This window comes from Nisaea denitrificans DSM 18348, from assembly GCF_000426505.1.
GTDB lineage: Bacteria > Pseudomonadota > Alphaproteobacteria > Thalassobaculales > Thalassobaculaceae > Nisaea > Nisaea denitrificans.
This window is the reverse complement of record NZ_AUFM01000011.1, coordinates 1,054,251-1,069,695: the sequence shown is the minus strand read 5'-3', so window position 1 is coordinate 1,069,695 and position 15,445 is coordinate 1,054,251. Positions and strand designations below refer to the sequence as shown.

Annotated in this window: 17 protein-coding genes; 6 read left to right on the top strand and 11 right to left on the bottom strand. The window is 59.5% G+C overall.

The genetic code is table 11. From position 1 onward, the window contains the following. Positions 1–3 precede the first annotated feature (3 nt). Genes K328_RS0105970 through phnG form a run of 3 tightly spaced genes read right to left on the bottom strand, consistent with a single transcriptional unit; the run spans position 4 to position 2,157 of the window. A complete protein-coding gene (locus tag K328_RS0105970; RefSeq protein WP_028465192.1) occupies positions 4–1,122 on the bottom strand; it encodes a carbon-phosphorus lyase complex subunit in 1,119 nt (372 codons plus the stop codon). Between the two features lie 4 nt (positions 1,123–1,126). Beyond that, on the bottom strand, positions 1,127–1,744 hold the full coding sequence (gene phnH, locus K328_RS0105965; RefSeq protein WP_084608117.1) for a phosphonate C-P lyase system protein PhnH: 618 nt from the start codon (positions 1,742–1,744) through the stop codon (positions 1,127–1,129). Further along, the gene (gene phnG / locus K328_RS0105960) at positions 1,744–2,157 is read right to left on the bottom strand and encodes a phosphonate C-P lyase system protein PhnG (protein ID WP_084608116.1); all 414 of its coding nucleotides are present in this window, start codon (positions 2,155–2,157) and stop codon (positions 1,744–1,746) included. Before phnG ends, phnH begins: the two co-directional genes overlap by 1 nt. 180 nt (positions 2,158–2,337) lie before the next feature. On the opposite strand from phnG, the gene phnF reads away from it, so the two are divergent. The 3 genes from phnF (at position 2,338) to K328_RS0105945 (ending at position 5,565) form a co-directional block, all read left to right on the top strand. Beyond that, positions 2,338–3,057, top strand: coding sequence for a phosphonate metabolism transcriptional regulator PhnF (gene phnF / locus K328_RS0105955; protein ID WP_028465189.1), 720 nt, complete (start codon positions 2,338–2,340; stop codon positions 3,055–3,057). A gap of 164 nt (positions 3,058–3,221) precedes the next feature. Beyond that, positions 3,222–3,887, top strand: coding sequence for a hypothetical protein (locus tag K328_RS0105950; RefSeq protein ID WP_028465188.1), 666 nt, complete (start codon positions 3,222–3,224; stop codon positions 3,885–3,887). Then, on the top strand, positions 3,865–5,565 hold the full coding sequence (locus K328_RS0105945; protein WP_028465187.1) for a thiamine pyrophosphate-binding protein: 1,701 nt from the start codon (positions 3,865–3,867) through the stop codon (positions 5,563–5,565). Before K328_RS0105950 ends, K328_RS0105945 begins: the two co-directional genes overlap by 23 nt. A gap of 82 nt (positions 5,566–5,647) precedes the next feature. Here K328_RS0105945 and K328_RS0105940 read toward each other — a convergent pair whose 3' ends face one another. From K328_RS0105940 to K328_RS22750, 4 genes are read right to left on the bottom strand one after another with little or no spacing between them, the layout of a single operon-like run. Further along, positions 5,648–6,106 carry a periplasmic heavy metal sensor gene (locus tag K328_RS0105940; RefSeq protein WP_028465186.1) on the bottom strand — a complete coding sequence of 153 codons (459 nt, stop codon included), beginning with the start codon at positions 6,104–6,106 and terminating at the stop codon, positions 5,648–5,650. After that, entirely contained in the window at positions 6,103–6,546 is a 444-nt protein-coding gene (locus K328_RS22760) for a hypothetical protein (RefSeq protein ID WP_036553185.1), read from the bottom strand. Before K328_RS22760 ends, K328_RS0105940 begins: the two co-directional genes overlap by 4 nt. Next, a complete protein-coding gene (locus K328_RS22755) occupies positions 6,546–7,115 on the bottom strand; it encodes a sigma-70 family RNA polymerase sigma factor (RefSeq protein WP_051284566.1) in 570 nt (189 codons plus the stop codon). Before K328_RS22755 ends, K328_RS22760 begins: the two co-directional genes overlap by 1 nt. Before the next feature lie 35 nt (positions 7,116–7,150). Continuing rightward, the gene (locus K328_RS22750; RefSeq protein ID WP_051284564.1) at positions 7,151–7,651 is read right to left on the bottom strand and encodes an EF-hand domain-containing protein; all 501 of its coding nucleotides are present in this window, start codon (positions 7,649–7,651) and stop codon (positions 7,151–7,153) included. 186 nt (positions 7,652–7,837) lie between these two features. Here K328_RS22750 and kce point away from each other — a divergent pair, with 186 nt between their 5' ends. The 3 genes from kce to K328_RS25650 all read left to right on the top strand — a co-directional run bounded on the left by kce (position 7,838) and on the right by K328_RS25650 (position 10,674). Continuing rightward, positions 7,838–8,776: a 3,5-dioxohexanoate:acetyl-CoA acetone transferase gene (gene kce / locus K328_RS0105920; protein WP_028465185.1), complete on the top strand. Its 939-nt coding sequence runs from the start codon at positions 7,838–7,840 to the stop codon at positions 8,774–8,776. 5 nt (positions 8,777–8,781) lie between these two features. Continuing rightward, positions 8,782–9,588, top strand: a complete 807-nt coding sequence (locus K328_RS0105915) for a shikimate dehydrogenase family protein (RefSeq protein ID WP_028465184.1) — start codon at positions 8,782–8,784, stop codon at positions 9,586–9,588. 216 nt (positions 9,589–9,804) lie between these two features. After that, positions 9,805–10,674 (top strand): response regulator transcription factor, encoded by an 870-nt coding sequence (locus tag K328_RS25650; RefSeq protein WP_169721179.1) that lies wholly within the window; start codon positions 9,805–9,807, stop codon positions 10,672–10,674. A gap of 67 nt (positions 10,675–10,741) precedes the next feature. Here K328_RS25650 and K328_RS0105905 read toward each other — a convergent pair whose 3' ends face one another. The 4 genes from K328_RS0105905 to K328_RS0105890 form a co-directional block, all read right to left on the bottom strand. After that, positions 10,742–11,536: an FAD binding domain-containing protein gene (locus K328_RS0105905; RefSeq protein ID WP_028465183.1), complete on the bottom strand. Its 795-nt coding sequence runs from the start codon at positions 11,534–11,536 to the stop codon at positions 10,742–10,744. Positions 11,537–11,564: 28 nt separating this feature from the next. After that, positions 11,565–13,928, bottom strand: coding sequence for a xanthine dehydrogenase family protein molybdopterin-binding subunit (locus tag K328_RS0105900; protein WP_028465182.1), 2,364 nt, complete (start codon positions 13,926–13,928; stop codon positions 11,565–11,567). A gap of 66 nt (positions 13,929–13,994) precedes the next feature. Next, positions 13,995–14,453, bottom strand: a complete 459-nt coding sequence (locus K328_RS0105895) for a (2Fe-2S)-binding protein (RefSeq protein WP_028465181.1) — start codon at positions 14,451–14,453, stop codon at positions 13,995–13,997. A gap of 300 nt (positions 14,454–14,753) precedes the next feature. After that, positions 14,754–15,389: an SRPBCC family protein gene (locus K328_RS0105890; RefSeq protein ID WP_028465180.1), complete on the bottom strand. Its 636-nt coding sequence runs from the start codon at positions 15,387–15,389 to the stop codon at positions 14,754–14,756. Between the last annotated feature and the right edge of the window lie 56 nt (positions 15,390–15,445).

The window sequence follows — 15,445 nt, the reverse complement described above, 5'->3', positions numbered from 1 at the left end:
GTCCTACTCGGCCGCGGCCAGTTCGTCGTCATCGGTGCGTTCCGCCGCCTCGCGGGCCGCGATCTCCTTGCGCAACTCGCGCACGGTCACGAGCTCGCCCTGGAAATCGACATAGTGCGGCAGCTTCAGGTGCTGCACGAAGCCGGAGGCCTCGACATTGTCGGAGTGATAGAGCACGAATTCCTCGTCCTGGGCCGGGGCTGTGATCTCTTCGCCGAATTCCTTGGCCCGCAATGCCCGGTCGACCAGCGCCATGGACATCGCCTTGCGTTCGCAATGGCCGAAGGTCAGGCCGTAGCCGCGGGTGAATTGCGGGGGCACTTTAGCCGAGCCCTTGAACTGGTTGACCATCTGGCATTCGGTGACGGTGATTTCGCCAATCTCAATCTCGAAGCCGAGTTCCTCCGGCTCGAAGGAGACCGCAAGCTCGCCCATGCGGATCTCGCCGGCAAAGGGGTGGTTGTTGCCGAAGCCGCGTTGGGTGGAATAACCGAGAGCCAGCAGGAAGCCTTCATCGCCGCGCGCAAGGTTCTGCAGTCTGGTTGCCCGGTCCGCCGGGAAGGAGGTGGATTCCCGTGTCAGGTCGGGGACCGGTCCGTCCTCGTCATCCGGCAGGTCGAGTTCGATCAGGCCTTCATGGTCAAGAATATCGGCTACGCGCGGCATGCCGTCTGCAACCGGCTCTTCCGATTTCGGCGCTTCCGGCGTCTCGCCGTTCGCGGCCAGGGTGAAGTCCAGCAGGCGGTGCGTGTAATCGAAACTCGGACCGAGGATCTGGCCGCCCGGCAGGTCCTTGTAGGTGGCGGAGATGCGCCGGCGGATCTGCATTGCGCCTGTATCGATCGCCTGCGATGCGCCGAACCGGGGCAGGGTGGTGCGGTAGGCCCTGAGCAGGAACACCGCTTCCTGGATATCGCCATTAGCCTGTTTGATGGCCAGAGCGGCGAGGTCCGGATCGTAGAGCGAGCCTTCGGTCATCACCCGGTCGACGGCGAGCGGGAGCTGCTCGCGGATCTGCTGGATGGACAGTTCGGGAACCCTGCGGTCGCCCCGCCGGATATCAGCGAGATAGTGCAGCGAGTTCTCGATGGCCTTGTCGCCGCCTTTGACAGCTACATACATGGGCCTATTCCTTTCCGCTCTGCAGGGTGACGTTCGTGGTGCGGGGCAATGCGACCATCTCGGCGCCGGACACAAAGACGAGGTCGATGCCGCGCGGGAAATACCGCTGCAGCTTCGTGCGCGCGTCCCAGAACGAAGCGGGGACGTCTGGCAGGCCGAGTTCAGTGCTGTCCTTGATGCCTGGGCCTGTCAGCGTGAGCGGGCCGTTTGTCCGGATTGTTTCGATCTGGATGATCAGGGTGGCGCCCAGTTCGGGATATTCTTCCGTGCCGGTATTGAAGGTGCTGAGATCTTCGGGCGTGCCATCCAGAATGCCGAAGGCGGCGTCTTTTGCGTCGGTGATGATCCGCGTGCCGCAATGGAATTTCAGATAGGTTTCAGCTGCCGGGGTCGCCAGTGCAGGGGCGAGATAGAGAGGCGTTTCGAAATCTACCAGCGCGAGTGTGATCGCCGTCGCTGCAAGATCGAGCGTTTCCGGTCCCTCAATGTCGAGATCGACTGTTTCGATGCTTCCCGGGCGGGCCATGGCGTCGAGCAGTCGGCGGAAGACCAGTTGCGATTGGCTGACCGGGTCGGAAAAGCCCGGTGTCAGCATTTGGGCTGTGCTGTTCGTGGACATCATCAGTTCTCCCGCGCCACGGTAAAGAATTCGACTTTCGTCGCCGCTGCTTTGCGGCTGGCCGTTTCCCGACTTTGCTGATGCCTCAGCTCCAGCGGCTTGATGATCGAATGCTCGATGGTTTCCGTGCGCTCCTCGCGCTGCATCAGGGCGTCGATCACCGCGGCAATTTCCGCATGTTCCTTGTTGCGGCCGGAGACATATCCGTGTCCGAGGTCGCCACTTTCGAGGCCGACAGAACAACGGGTGACTGTCATTTCTCCGAGATTGAACCGGTTTCCGGTACCGCCCATGCGACCGCGCACCATGACCATGCCGATTTCCGGCGGGCGGACCCGAGTCCAGGCGGGCTTGTCCGGCAGGTTCTGCCAGAGGCTGCGGAGGTCCTCGAAGGAGGCTTTGGCGAGGATCGACATCCATCGCTTCCGGGCCGGTGACTGATGCTGTGGTGACTGGGTCCCCATCGGTCTGTCCTTTTCTCTCGACAAATTTAATATTTGTCTAGATGTCTATATCTTTCAATGTTATAGATCTGCTGACGCACCTGCGCAACAGGGGCACAGTGACATTTTGATGACTCATCGCGTGAGGGTGCCTTGATCGAACGGAAAAGCGGCCAGTCACTTTGGCGCCAGATTGCCAACGACATATCCGATGCAATCCGCTCTGGCACTTATCCGCCAGGCAGCAAGATGCCGACGGAAGCAGAATTGTCGCACCAATATGGTGTGAACCGGCATACGCTCCGGCGGGCTGTCTCGGAGCTTGCCGAAGAGGGCGTTATCCGGGTGGAGCAGGGCCGGGGAAGTTTCGTTCAGGAACATGTTCTGGACTATCTTGTCGCCAGGAAAACGCGCTTCTCGGACAACGTGCTGCGGCAGAAGCGAACCCCAGGTGGCCGCACGCTGCTGCTGACGGAAGAGGTTGGCGATCCGGCGATCCTGAAGCAGCTTGGCCTCTCCCGTGGAGCCCGCCTTGTCCGGCTCGACCGGATCGGCGAAGTGGACGGTCGGCCAATTTCCGTTGGCAGTCACTATTTCCCGGCTGCCAAAGTGCCGGGTTTCGCTCAGCTGCACGAGGAACTCAACTCGATCACCAAGGTCCTGACGCATCTTGGTTATGGCGAATACACCCGCCGGGAAACGCGTGTGACAGCACGGATGCCGGACGCGGCGGATGCCGAGCATTTGCAGCAGCCGCGCAACCGGCCCGTGCTGGTCATTGAGTCAATCAACGTCGACCCGGCCGGTGTTCCCATCGAGTACGGTTTTGCCCGCTATGCCGCTGACCGGTTTCAACTGGTATTCGAGAGCTGATCAGCCTATTCACCTGCGGGTGTTCGTCGCAGATTCGAACGAAACTGATCGCAAAGCGATCCTTGACCAGCGGCCGCGCATCGCGCGAGGTAGTATCAGCAATTTAACCTGCGCAAAGCGGGACGACAAAAGGGAGGCGGGAAGCAATCCCGCCGATAGGATTGATGGCGACATCCACCTACGTTCTGCGTCTGATAAAAGACGTGTTTTCTCCACATGCGGTCTCAAAACACCTGCCTGACGGATGCCGGATTGTTTATTGCAATGCCGGTGACCTGAGCTTCGAGGGTGGCTCGGTGCTGCAGCCGGATGAAGCCCGGTTCATGCGCTCCGGCATGACCATCAGGGCCGGGACCGAAGGCGGTGAATTGTGGCGTTGGGAGTTGGACGAGACTTCAGCTGAACCGCAAGTGGATCTGGGCGAGGGCATTCATAGCGAGATCGTCGAGTCGAATGAGGTTCCCACCGTGGAGAATCTCGAAGACTGGCTGATCCGCTGCGACAGCGTGTTGTTCCCGACGGGAGGCACTGCCGTACCGCATAGCCATTTGGGCCCGGGCATACGCTGCATCCGCAATGGCAAACTCACCCTTTCGACAGACAAGCTTTCCAAGGATTACCTGCCGGGCGATGCCTGGTTTGAGCCTGGCGCCCAGACTGTCTGGGCGGAAGCCTGTACGCAGGAATGTACCCGTTTCATTCGGGTGCTGCTGCTGCCGAAAGAGGTCAAAGGCAAAAGTTCGATCCGTTATCTGAACGAAGCGGATCGCCGTAAACCGAAATCTCAACGATATAAGAGTTATGTAGATGAGCTCCTCTCCCTCAAGTAACAGTGCCGGCCAGGGCCGTCTCGGTGGCCATATTCTTGTCGATGCGCTGGTTGAGGAGGGGGTAGACCTCGTCTTCGGCGTGCCCGGTGAAAGCTATCTCGCGGTTATCGATGGCCTGCAGGAACGGAACGGCATTCGGACCGTGATGTGCCGCCAGGAAGGCGGCGCGGCAATGATGGCCGATGCCTATGGCAAGCTGACCGGCCGTCCCGGCGTCTGCATGGTGACCCGTGGCCCCGGCGCGACCAATGCAAGCGCCGGCGTCCATGTCGCTTTCCAGGATTCGACCCCGATGGTGCTCCTGGTCGGCCAGGTGGCGCGCTGGATGGTGGAGCGCGAGGCGTTTCAGGAAATCGACTACCGCCGGATGTTTGGCCAGATGGCCAAGTGGGTTGCGCAAATCGACGATGCGGCGCGGATTCCGGAATATATCAGCCGGGCATTTCATACTGCCGTCTCGGGCCGTCCGGGTCCTGTGGTGCTGGCACTGCCCGAAGACATGCTGATGGATTATGCCGATGTCGCAGGCATCGCGGCCTATGTGCCGGTCGAGCCGCATCCGGGCCAGAAGCAGATGGCCGATTTCCGGTCCATGCTGGACAAGGCAGAACGGCCGATAATGATTGTCGGCGGCGGCGGCTGGGACCGTGAGGCTTGCGAGCGGGTCGAAACGTTTGCAGTCGCCAACGGCGTTCCGGTCGGTGCTTCTTTCCGCTGTCAGGACTATTTCGATAACCGGCACCCGAATTATGTCGGACATGTCGGTATCGGCATCGACCCGTCCCTCGCAGCCCGCATTCAGGAAAGCGATATGGTGATCGCGCTCGGCACCCGGCTGGGCGAGATGACCACCGGCGGCTACACCATGTTCGATATTCCGCGCCCGAAGCAGGGGCTGGTGCATATCCATGGTAGCGCCGAGGAACTCGGCCGGGTTTATCAGGCCGACATGATGATCAATTCAGGCCCCCGGGCCTTTGCCGAGGCGCTCGAAGCGATGGCGCCCGTCGATGGCAGCAGCCGGTCGAAGGATATAGCCAAGGGGCACGCTGACTATCTTGCCACGCTGGAGCCGCTGCCGGTTCCGGGCGATGTGCAAATGGGTGAGATTGCCGCCTGGCTCAATGCCACGCTGCCGGATGACGCAATCATCACAAACGGTGCCGGCAACTACGCCAACTGGATGCATCGTTATTACCAGTATCGCGGCTTTCGCACGCAGCTGGCGCCGACGAGCGGGTCCATGGGCTACGGCCTGCCGGCGGCTGTCGCGGCGGCGCTGGTGCATCCCGACCGGGTTGTCGTTTCGATGAATGGCGATGGCTGTTTCATGATGCACGGGCAAGAGTTGGCGACTGCTATGCAACATGGCGCCAAGATCATCGCCATCGTGATCAACAACAACATGTACGGTACCATCCGCATGCATCAGGAGCGCGAATTCCCGGGCCGGGTGAAGCACACCGAACTGCAGAACCCGGATTTTGCGGCACTGGCAAAAGCCTATGGCGCGAATGGCGAGACGGTTCTTGAAACCTCGGAATTCCAGCCAGCTTTCGAGCGGGCCCTGGCGTCCGACAAATCGACCGTGATCGAGGTGAAAATCGACCCTGAGGCGATCACGCCGAAAACCACGCTTTCGGCAATTCGAAAAGCTGCGTTGGAAAAGGCCGGCTGAGGTCAGGCCTTTCCGTATCACCTTGTTCTTGCTTCAGAGACGGCTGTAGGACTGAGTTCCTGGGCCGTCTCTGAACGATAGCCTAGTCGTCATTGTCCCTGCGGTGCCTGCCGAGGGATTTCACGAGTTTGCCGCGCTGCTCCGGCGTCAGTTGCTCGACGATATCGATCATAAAGGAATGGGTTTCCGCCCGCATCTTGTCGAAGACTTCATTCATCGATCCCAGCGCCTGAAGATAAGCCTCCCTGTCGAATGGTTCCTGCAAAAGCGCGTCCCGAATGGCGTCCCGCTTCTCGCGGGAGGTTCGGCGGGTCTCGCGCATGGCTTTGGAGTGCGCTGTCAGCCTCTCACGAAGTTCTGGCGTCAGGCTGTCACCGAGGCTTTTTTCGATCATCCTGGTCATTGAGTGGCCGTGGCCCGGCCCCTTTGGACCGCCGTGCCAACGGTCGAAGCGGCCTACCATGATGCCTGCGAAGAACAGGTTCAGCGCAATCGACGCAAACAGAACCAGCGCGAGAGTGCGTGTCCGGGTCCAGGTCATAGGAAACTCTCCTCAACGTCCGCGCCCAGTGCACGTTCAACTATGGTCACTTGATCACTTATCACCGTGGTGGTGGTTTCTGCTGGCAGATCCGTGAAGGTCATGCCGACGATGAACCCGGCGGCGCTTGCGGCAACGAGCCCCGCTGCGGGCTGCCACAACCCACCGAACGGCCAGAATGCATTCAACAGCCCTTTCAGGTTCAGATTTGCTGGCGCGCGGACTTCGGCTGGCGACGGAGCAATGGCTATTCCCGGGGCAGCCATGATGGCGTCGAGTTCGAAATCCAGAGCCGCAGCTTCGTCGAGGATGGCACCGAGCGCCGGATGAGCCTCCAGAAGTTGGAGCGCCAGAGAACGTTCCCGTTCGGGCCATTTCGACGGATCGCTTCCAAAGGCATCTGTCAGCTCTCTGAATCTTGCTTCGCTCATGCTTGTCATCAGTGTTCTCCGACAGCCGCTTTTTCATATGTGCCGGACTGTTGGTCCTGCATGATCTCTTTCAACTTTTTCCGTGCCCGCCGAAGCAATGATTCCAGAGCATCAATACTGATATCCATCGTTTCCGCCGCCTCATCTGCCGTCATGTCCTTGAGATGGAATAGCGAGATCGCGACCCTCTGTCGCTCCGGCAAAAGGTCCACCGCATCACGCACGCTCGTCTCCGCTCTTTTTCGGGAGAGGGTCTGTTCAGGATTGGGATTGCCGTCCTCGATTTCCTGATCTGCGATATCGACCGTTACGCGCCGGGCTCTCAAGCGGTCGATGCATAGATTGTGGGCGATCCGGTAGATCCAGGACTTTGCTTTCCCATCGGGGCTCCACCGGGGTGCATGGGACCAGACTCGGCCGAAGGTTTCTTGCGAAATCTCCTCGGCCTCGCTCTGGCTCCCGAGCATACGGTAGGCAAAGGCAGATATTGGCCTTTGATGGCGCAGGACGAGTCTGCTGAAGGCTGTCTCGCCGCCATCGGCGACGAGACAAAGCAGATCATTATCCGACTCGAGCATGCACATTCCCGACTTTGCGAACCGCTATTACAAGTCTAGCGCGGGCATTCCATCTTGCCAGCGGACATCCCGCCGAACCGTTTGCCATGATGCATGCCACGCTTCTGCATCGGCGGAGTTGTGGCTTCATCCAGTGTGACCACACCATCCCGGTCGTGATCCATATGCTGCATCCGCATGGTACCCGAGCGGGCGAATTCATCGGTGCTGACCACACCGTCGCCGTCGGTGTCCATCCGGTTCAGCATGCGCTGTTGACGTTTCAGGCGCATTTCTTTCCGGGCAGCGTCAATTTCCTCGACACCGATCACACCGTCATCGTTGGTGTCGATCTCGGCAGCGCGCTTGCCATGGGACTGGTAGATCTCGGCCCTGGTCAGCGACTCGTCGCCGTTCTCGTCGGCCGCTTTGAAGCGCTCAAGCATCTGTGCCTTGAAGGCTTCGCCGCCATGTCCGCTTCTCATGCCTTGGCTATGTGCAAGCACCGGGGTGAGGGCGATGGTGCCGAGCAGGGCGACCGCAAAAAGCTTCTTCATTTCGTCAGTTCCTTTGCTGGACTGTCCCGTCTCCAGTGAACGGGATATTCATAAAACGGGGCCCGGCAGGAAATCCGTCGCGATTGCCGCTAATAAATTATTTTTTCCTGACAGGCCCTTTCAAACAGCCAGTGCCGGGAGTAGCTTCCAAGCAGTTAATCGAATTGAAAAAATCTGGAGGAAGCAATGGCGCCGGCAAGTAAGAAAGTGATCATCTCCTGCGCGGTCACAGGCTCTATTCATACACCGACAATGAGCCCGCATCTGCCGATCACGCCGGACGAGATTGCGACCGACGCGATTGCGGCGGCGGAAGCCGGGGCATCTATCCTGCACCTTCACGCCCGTAATCCCGAAGACGGCAGCCCGACGCCGGATCCGGACATGTTCATGAAGTTCCTGCCGCGGATCAAACAGTCCTGCGATGCAGTCGTGAACATCACCACGGGCGGCGGACACGGCATGAGCTTGGAAGAGCGCCTCGCGGCTGCATTCAGGGCGAGCCCGGAGATGACTTCTCTCAATATGGGCTCGATGAATTTCGGACTGTTCCCGATCCTCGACAAGATGAAGGACTTCCAGCACCCTTGGGAGCCGCAGTTCCTCGAGAACTCGCGTGATTTCATTTTCCGGAACACATTCAAGGACATCGAGTACATTCTGAAAGAACTCGGCGAGGGCCATGGCGTGCGCTTCGAGTTCGAATGCTACGATGTCGGCCATCTTTATACGCTGGCGCATTTCGCGGACCGCGGCTTGGTGAAGCCGCCGTTCTTCGTGCAGACGATCTTCGGTATTCTGGGGGGAATCGGTGCGGATGAGGAAAACCTCATGCATATGCGCCGGATCGCAAACAAGCTGTTCGGCGACGATTACGAATGGTCCGTGCTGGCAGCCGGCCGTCACCAGATGAATTTCTGCACCATGGCGGCCATGCTCGGCGGGAACGTCCGTGTCGGGCTCGAGGACAGCCTGTTCATTTCCAAGGGCAAGCTGGCCGAGAGCAATGCCGATCAGGTGGCCAAGATCCGGCGCATTGTCGAGGATCTCTCGCTTGAGGTTGCCACGCCGGCGGAAGCCCGCGAGATGCTGGCGCTCAAGGGCGGCGACATGGTGAAGTTCTAGTCCCCATGTCCGCAACACTCGATATCACCGGTACGACGCGCGTTTTCGGTGTCATTGCCGACCCGATCGCCCATGTGCGGGCGCCGATGGTCTTCAACCCGTTGTTCGAGGCAAAAGGCACGGATGCCGTCATGGTGCCCGTGCATGCCCCATCCGACCGGTTGGAGACTGTGCTGGATGGATTGAAGGCACAGCCCAATTTCGGCGGGCTGGCGGTCACCGTTCCGCACAAACTCACGATCATGGAGCTGTGTGACGAGGTCGGCCGGCAGGGCCGCCTCGTCGGGGCCGTCAATGCCGTTCGCTTTGATGAGCAACGCCGGATGATCGGCGACAATTTCGACGGTGCGGGCTTTGTTGCCGGCATGCGCGCGGAAGGGCATGAGGTCGCAGGGCGTTCCGTGCTGCAACTGGGGGCCGGAGGGGCCGGGCGGGCGATTGCTTTCGCCCTTGCCGATGCCGGCGTCTCTAGGCTCGTGATCCACAATCGGACACGGGTAAAGGCTGAAGAACTTGCGGCGGCTGTTTCTGCCGCTTATCCGGATGTCCCGATTTCGGTCGGCGCGGCGGAGCCGGACGGGTGCGAGATCGTGGTCAACACCACGTCTGCCGGATTGCATGATGGTGACCCTCTGCCGATCGATGCAAAGTTTCTCCAGCCGGACGTGCTTGTGGCTGAAATCATCATGATCCCGGAACGGACACGCCTTCTCGAATCAGCGCTATCCAGCGGCTGCAAAGTTCAGTTTGGCCGCCACATGTTGGATAAACAGATTGATTTAATTGGCGAATTTCTGGGATGTTTTCAGTAAAGTTTGACGCGGACGCACCATCGGGTACACAAATGTGAGGTAATTAGAACTGATTTCCGCTCAAAATTCTGGAATCAGTGGGCGACAACTCGGTCCGGCGCTGTGCCGATTAGGTAGTCTATGAGCAACGATGCGGCAAAGGCGGACCTGGCTCGAATTCGTATCGCACTGTGCGGTAAGAACCGGCAAGTCTTGCTTCCTGTGCGGTCAGAGCTGATGAGCATAGGCTATCTGGACACCGAATGGATCAGGTCCGACGAGGAACTGCGCGTTTGGACATTGTCCGGAATTCCGGATCTGATCGTCGCCGATCATGCCTTGGATGAAGGCGCCGCGATCCAGACCGTAAAGGACATCCGGAGCGGTGATCTTGGTGAAAACCCCTTTGTCGTGACGATCATGACGACCTGGGCCAATGATCCTGATTCTATCCGCGCTGCGATAAATTGCGGTGTGGATGACCTGATAGTGGCTCCCTATTCGACAGGGCAGTTGCTTGAACGCATCCAGAAGATGATCACGGACCGTAAGCCATTCATCGTGACCAGTGATTATATCGGTCCGGAACGGCGTCGTGACCCCAGCCGAAAGAGCGACATTCCGACATTTCAGCCGCCGAATACCCTGCGTATGCGTCAGGAAGGCGAGAAAGTCGATGTGGCGGGCATCAAAGAGCAGATTGCGAAAAGCAATACCGAGATCACAGAGGAAAAGCTGCGCCGGATTGGCTTCCAGATTTCCTTTCTGGTCGACCTTATCCTGCCGGAATTCGGCGTTGGAGAGTTCGACGCAGAACTGACGAAAAACCTGGATCGTCTGGCGTCAATGAGTGGGGAGGCGGTCCAGCGGCTCGAGAACACCAAGTATGAACCTGTGTCTCAGCTCTGCAAATCGCTGCACAAGCTGTCGAGCCGGATCGCGGCAGAACCGGATAAAGCCGCTCCGGACGACGTTGAGCTGCTTAAGCCGCTAGCGCGTGCGATCCTTGAGGCCTTCTTCCCGAGCGAGGAGACCAGCGATCTCGTCGGGCAGATCAGCAGCGCAATATCCAGCTACAACGAACGGCGCACCCGGCCGGCTTCCTGACAGCGGAAATGAAAAGCCCCCGGCCACATTGTGCCGGGGGCTTCCGATAGTCTGGATGTAAGCCTTATCAGATCTTTGCGACGGCCCGTTTCGCCATCACGGTAATCAAATGTGCGCGATAATCGGCGCTGGCGTGGATATCCGCATTCAGGTTATCCGCGGAAACCTTCACATTGGCGAGTGCATCGGCAGAGAAGTTGCTTGAAAGAGCACTTTCCATCTCCGGCACGCGGAACACGCCATCCTGACCGGCGCCGGTTACCGCAACGCGGATACCTGCCGGACCGTCTGCCACGAAGACACCGACCAGCGCATAACGCGAGGCCGGGTTCGGGAACTTCACGTAAGCCGCCTTGCTCGCCACCGGGAAGGAGATCTTGGTGATGATCTCGTCATCCTCAAGGGCCGTCTCGAACAGACCGGTGAAGAAGTCGTCCGCTGCAATGTCACGCTGGCTGGTGTGGATCGTTGCGCCAAGCGCGAGGCAGGCCGCCGGATAATCCGCTGCCGGGTCGTTGTTCGCGACAGAGCCGCCAATGGTGCCCCGGTTCCGGACCTGGGCGTCACCGATATGGTCCGCAAGTTCCGCAAGCGCGGGCAGGGCGGATTTGATATCGGCGGAAGCGGCGACCGCTGCGTGGTTCGTCATGGCGCCGATTGTGACGGTGCCTCCACTGACAGTGATGCCTTTCAGCTCCGCGATGCCGCTGAGATCGACCAGATCGGACGGGCTGGCAAGCCGCTGTTTCAGTGTCGGGATCATGGTCTGGCCGCCAGCGAGCAGCTTACCGTCATCCGCACCCTTCATGGCACTCGCCGCATCTGCGACGCTGGCCGGTTTATGATGTTCGAACTCGTACATCTTTTGAGTCTTCCTTCCTGGCTTTCGCTTACTCGGCGGCCTGTAGGGCCGACCATACCTTTTCCGGCGTTGCCGGCATGCTCATGTCCCGTACACCACGGTCCCAGAGCGCATCGATAACCGCATTGATAACAGCGGGCGGAGAGCCAATGGCCCCGACTTCTCCAACACCTTTAACACCAAGCGTGTTGTGGGTGCAGAGCGTGCCTTCCGTTGTCACATCGAATTTGGGGAAATTGTCGGCACGCGGCATCGTGTAATCCATAAAGGAACCTGTCACGAGCTGGCCGTTTTCATCATACGCCGCATATTCAAGCAGCGCCTGCCCAATTCCCTGGGCGACACCGCCATGCACCTGACCCTCGACGATCATCGGATTGATCACCCGCCCGACGTCATCCACTGCGGTGAACTTGATCACCTCGGTAACGCCGGTCTCCGGATCGATCTCGACCTCGCAGATATGGCAGCCGCCGGGGTAGGTGAAGTTGGCTGGATCGTAGAAGGCTTTTTCGTCGAGGCCCGGCTCCAGCTCGTCGTGCGGGAAGTTGTGGGGCACATAGGCGGTGAGGGCGACCTCGCCGAAAGCCATGGAGCGGTCAGTGCCGGCGACGGTGAAATTGCCGTCCTTGAACTCGATATCGTCGGCTGAAGCCTCGAGCACATGGGCCGCGATCTTCTTTGCCTTGTCGATGATCTTGTCTACGGCCCGGATCAGCGCCTCGCCACCAACGGCGAGGGAGCGGGACCCGTAGGTTCCCATACCGAACTGCACCTTGTTGGTGTCGCCGTGACTGATCTCGATATTCTCCATCGGCAGACCAAGCCGGTCGGAGACAAGCTGCGCAAAGGTCGTTTCGTGCCCCTGACCATGGCTGTGCGTGCCTGTGAAGACGGTCACGGAGCCTGTCGGGTGCACGCGGACCTCGGCGGACTCGTAAAGGCCTGCACGGGCACCGAGAGAGCCGACAACGGCCGACGGCGCGATGCCGCAAGCCTCAAGATATGTCGAATACCCCATGCCCCGGAGCTTGCCCCGGCTGGCGGCTTCCGCCTTTCGGGCGGCAAAACCTGCAACATCGGCAAGCTTGGTGGCAGAAGACAGGGTCGCTTCATAGTCACCGCTGTCATATTGCAGGGCCACCGGCGTCTGATACGGGAAGGCATCGGCCGGGATGAAGTTCCGGCGACGGATTTCCACCTTGTCGATCCCGGTCTCGCGTGCTGCCTGATCGACGATACGCTCGATCAGGTAGGTCGATTCCGGACGGCCTGCACCGCGGTAGGCGTCTACCGGCACGGTGTTGGTGAAGATTGCCTTCACGTTGGCGTGGATCGCCGGCGTTGTGTAGGTGCCGGCAAGCAGGGTGGCGGAGAGATAAGTCGGCACACAGGGCGCGAAGGTCGAGAGATAGGCACCCATATTGGCCTGGGTCTGAACCTTCAACGCAAGGAATTTGCCGTTAGCATCCAAGGCGAGTTCAGCGTGGTTGATCTGGTCCCGGCCATGCGCGTCAGAGATAAAGGCCTCGCTGCGGTCGGCTACCCATTTGATCGGCCGACCGATTTTCGGCGCCGCCCAGGTGACGATGGCTTCTTCGGCATAATGATAGATCTTGGAGCCGAAACCGCCGCCGACATCCGGTGCCACCACTCTGAGCTTGTGCTCGGGAATGGACAGCACGAAGGCGCCCATCAGCAGACGGATGACATGCGGGTTCTGACTGGTGGTGTAGAGCGTATATTCGCCTGTCGCGGCGTCGAATTCGCCGACTGCGGCGCGGGGCTCCATCGCATTCGGGACCAGGCGGTTATTCACCAGATCGATCTTGGTGATATGCGCGGCTTTGGACATGGCCTCGTCGACTGCGGCCTCGTCGCCTATTTCCCAGTCAAAGCAGAGGTTTGAGCCGATATCGTCATGCACCAGAGACTTGTCGGTCAGGGCGTCGGACATGCTGACGGCAGCAGGCAGGACCTCGTAGTTGACGACGATGCTCTCCGCCGCATCTTTCGCCTGACTGTAGGTGTCTGCAATCACGACGGCGACCTGATCGCCGACATAGCGGACCTTGCCCTTGGCGAGCGGCGGATGTTCCGGCTCTAGCATTGGTGAGCCGTCCTTGGAATGGATCTGCCAGCCGCAGGGCAGGGAGCCGACCTGCATGTCCTCACCAGTGAAGACGGCCAACACGCCTGCTGCAGCCTTGGCCGCAGAGCTGTCGATCGAGGTGATCTTTGCATGCGCATGCGGGCTGCGCAGGATGTAGGCGAAGGACTGACCCGGGCGATTGATATCGTCCGTGTAGTTGCCCTTGCCTGTCAAAAATCTGAAATCCTCAACGCGTTTTACGGCCGCGCCTATGCCCGTACCCGTGGTTCCGTCCGGCATTCTATCCTCCCGTTTCGCATGGCAGTTGTTCTGCCTGTCTTTTGGAGCGTTTTATGCGTGTTCTCTTTATGCCTGGGCCGCCTGCTGAACGGCTTTGACGATGTTGTGGTAGCCGGTGCAGCGGCAGATGTTGCCTTCCAGCCATTCACGGATCTCGCCTTCGCTCGGCTTCGGATTCTTTTTCAGCAGGTCGACAGCGCTCATCACCATGCCGGGGGTGCAGAAACCGCACTGCAGGCCATGGTTGTCGCGGAAGGCTTCCTGCATCGGGTGCAGCGTGTCGCCGTTGGCGAGACCTTCGATGGTTGTGACATCGGAGCCATCCGCCTGAACCGCAAGCATGGTGCAGCTTTTGACTGAATCGCCGTTCACATGCACGACACAGGCACCACACTGGCTGGTATCGCAGCCGACATGGGTTCCGGTCAGGTGGAGCTGTTCGCGGATGAATTGAACGAGAAGGGTGCGCGGCTCGACTTCACCGCTGACAGACTTCCCGTTCACCGTCATGGATACGGTTGCCATAGGCTCTCTCCCAGTTATCTCTTCAAGGCGCCGTTTGCCGGCTCCTGGACTTCAAGGTTCCGACTGTGTCGAATGATTGGATATTTCGACTTCGCGGATCAGTCTCTCCGCCGTTCGGTTCAAGGTCAAGCGGGGATAGGAGAAGCACTGAAATCAGGGACCGGGGAAACCTGTCTGTCTGCAAATTGAGCAGATACTTCATGCTCGATCGTGAAATTCGGGCACAAAAAAACGGCGCGAATTTCGAACTCGCGCCGTTTCTCTCCGTCCGGAATTTGACCGGCGGATATTCCTGTCAGACTAGAAGTCGAGACCCTGCATTGCGAACCAGACGAGGCTCGCGACGGCGAGGCCAGCGGTCAGGATCGCCATCCAGTGCAGGCTGTGATACTCGTTTTCGGCAGGAACACCATTGTTACTCATCGCTTTTTCCTTTCCGTGGTCAGGAGCAGTCGGCGCCGCAGTTTCGGCGGCCGGAATTTCAGTTGCGCCGGATGCCGCACCGACGACTTCGCTGAAGGTCTTGAAGAAATCGTTCGCCATTTTCTTTGCGGTCGAGTCGATCAGGCGTGCGCCGATCTGCGCAAGTTTGCCGCCGACCTGAGCATTCACTTCATACTTCAGCAGCGTTCCGCCCTCGGCTTCGGAAAGCGCGACCTTTGCGCCGCCCTTGGCAAAACCGGCCGCGCCGCCCTTGCCTTCGCCACTGATTGTGTAGCCGTTCGGCGGATCGATGTCCGACAGGGTTACCGCACCGGCGAATTTCGCTTTCACCGGGCCGACCTTGGCCGAAACCTTGGCATCGAAACCCGTATCCGAGGTCTTGTTGACCTCTTCGCAGCCGGGGATGCACTGCTTGAGTATTTCGGGGTCGTTCAGCGCTTCCCAGACCGCCTGCTTCGGCGCCGGGACGAGATATTCGCCAGTCATGTCCATGGCGGTGAACCTTTCTTGAGAGGGGAATTAACCCGCAGTGTTGCCATTATCATCTT

What these genes read in the sequence shown, in the direction of transcription:
- K328_RS0105895 (WP_028465181.1), bottom strand. Translation starts at nt 14,453, where the DNA reads ATGGCAACCGTATCCATGACGGTGAACGGGAAGTCTGTCAGCGGTGAA.
- K328_RS0105970 (WP_028465192.1), bottom strand. Translation starts at nt 1,122, where the DNA reads ATGTATGTAGCTGTCAAAGGCGGCGACAAGGCCATCGAGAACTCGCTG.
- K328_RS0105945 (WP_028465187.1), top strand. Translation starts at nt 3,865, where the DNA reads ATGAGCTCCTCTCCCTCAAGTAACAGTGCCGGCCAGGGCCGTCTCGGT.
- K328_RS0105890 (WP_028465180.1), bottom strand. Translation starts at nt 15,389, where the DNA reads ATGGACATGACTGGCGAATATCTCGTCCCGGCGCCGAAGCAGGCGGTC.
- kce (WP_028465185.1), top strand. Translation starts at nt 7,838, where the DNA reads ATGGCGCCGGCAAGTAAGAAAGTGATCATCTCCTGCGCGGTCACAGGC.
- K328_RS22755 (WP_051284566.1), bottom strand. Translation starts at nt 7,115, where the DNA reads ATGCTCGAGTCGGATAATGATCTGCTTTGTCTCGTCGCCGATGGCGGC.
- K328_RS0105940 (WP_028465186.1), bottom strand. Translation starts at nt 6,106, where the DNA reads ATGACCTGGACCCGGACACGCACTCTCGCGCTGGTTCTGTTTGCGTCG.
- K328_RS0105900 (WP_028465182.1), bottom strand. Translation starts at nt 13,928, where the DNA reads ATGCCGGACGGAACCACGGGTACGGGCATAGGCGCGGCCGTAAAACGC.
- K328_RS0105950 (WP_028465188.1), top strand. Translation starts at nt 3,222, where the DNA reads ATGGCGACATCCACCTACGTTCTGCGTCTGATAAAAGACGTGTTTTCT.
- K328_RS0105905 (WP_028465183.1), bottom strand. Translation starts at nt 11,536, where the DNA reads ATGTACGAGTTCGAACATCATAAACCGGCCAGCGTCGCAGATGCGGCG.
- K328_RS0105915 (WP_028465184.1), top strand. Translation starts at nt 8,782, where the DNA reads ATGTCCGCAACACTCGATATCACCGGTACGACGCGCGTTTTCGGTGTC.
- phnH (WP_084608117.1), bottom strand. Translation starts at nt 1,744, where the DNA reads ATGATGTCCACGAACAGCACAGCCCAAATGCTGACACCGGGCTTTTCC.
- K328_RS25650 (WP_169721179.1), top strand. Translation starts at nt 9,805, where the DNA reads ATGAGCATAGGCTATCTGGACACCGAATGGATCAGGTCCGACGAGGAA.
- K328_RS22760 (WP_036553185.1), bottom strand. Translation starts at nt 6,546, where the DNA reads ATGACAAGCATGAGCGAAGCAAGATTCAGAGAGCTGACAGATGCCTTT.
- phnG (WP_084608116.1), bottom strand. Translation starts at nt 2,157, where the DNA reads ATGTCGATCCTCGCCAAAGCCTCCTTCGAGGACCTCCGCAGCCTCTGG.
- K328_RS22750 (WP_051284564.1), bottom strand. Translation starts at nt 7,651, where the DNA reads ATGAAGAAGCTTTTTGCGGTCGCCCTGCTCGGCACCATCGCCCTCACC.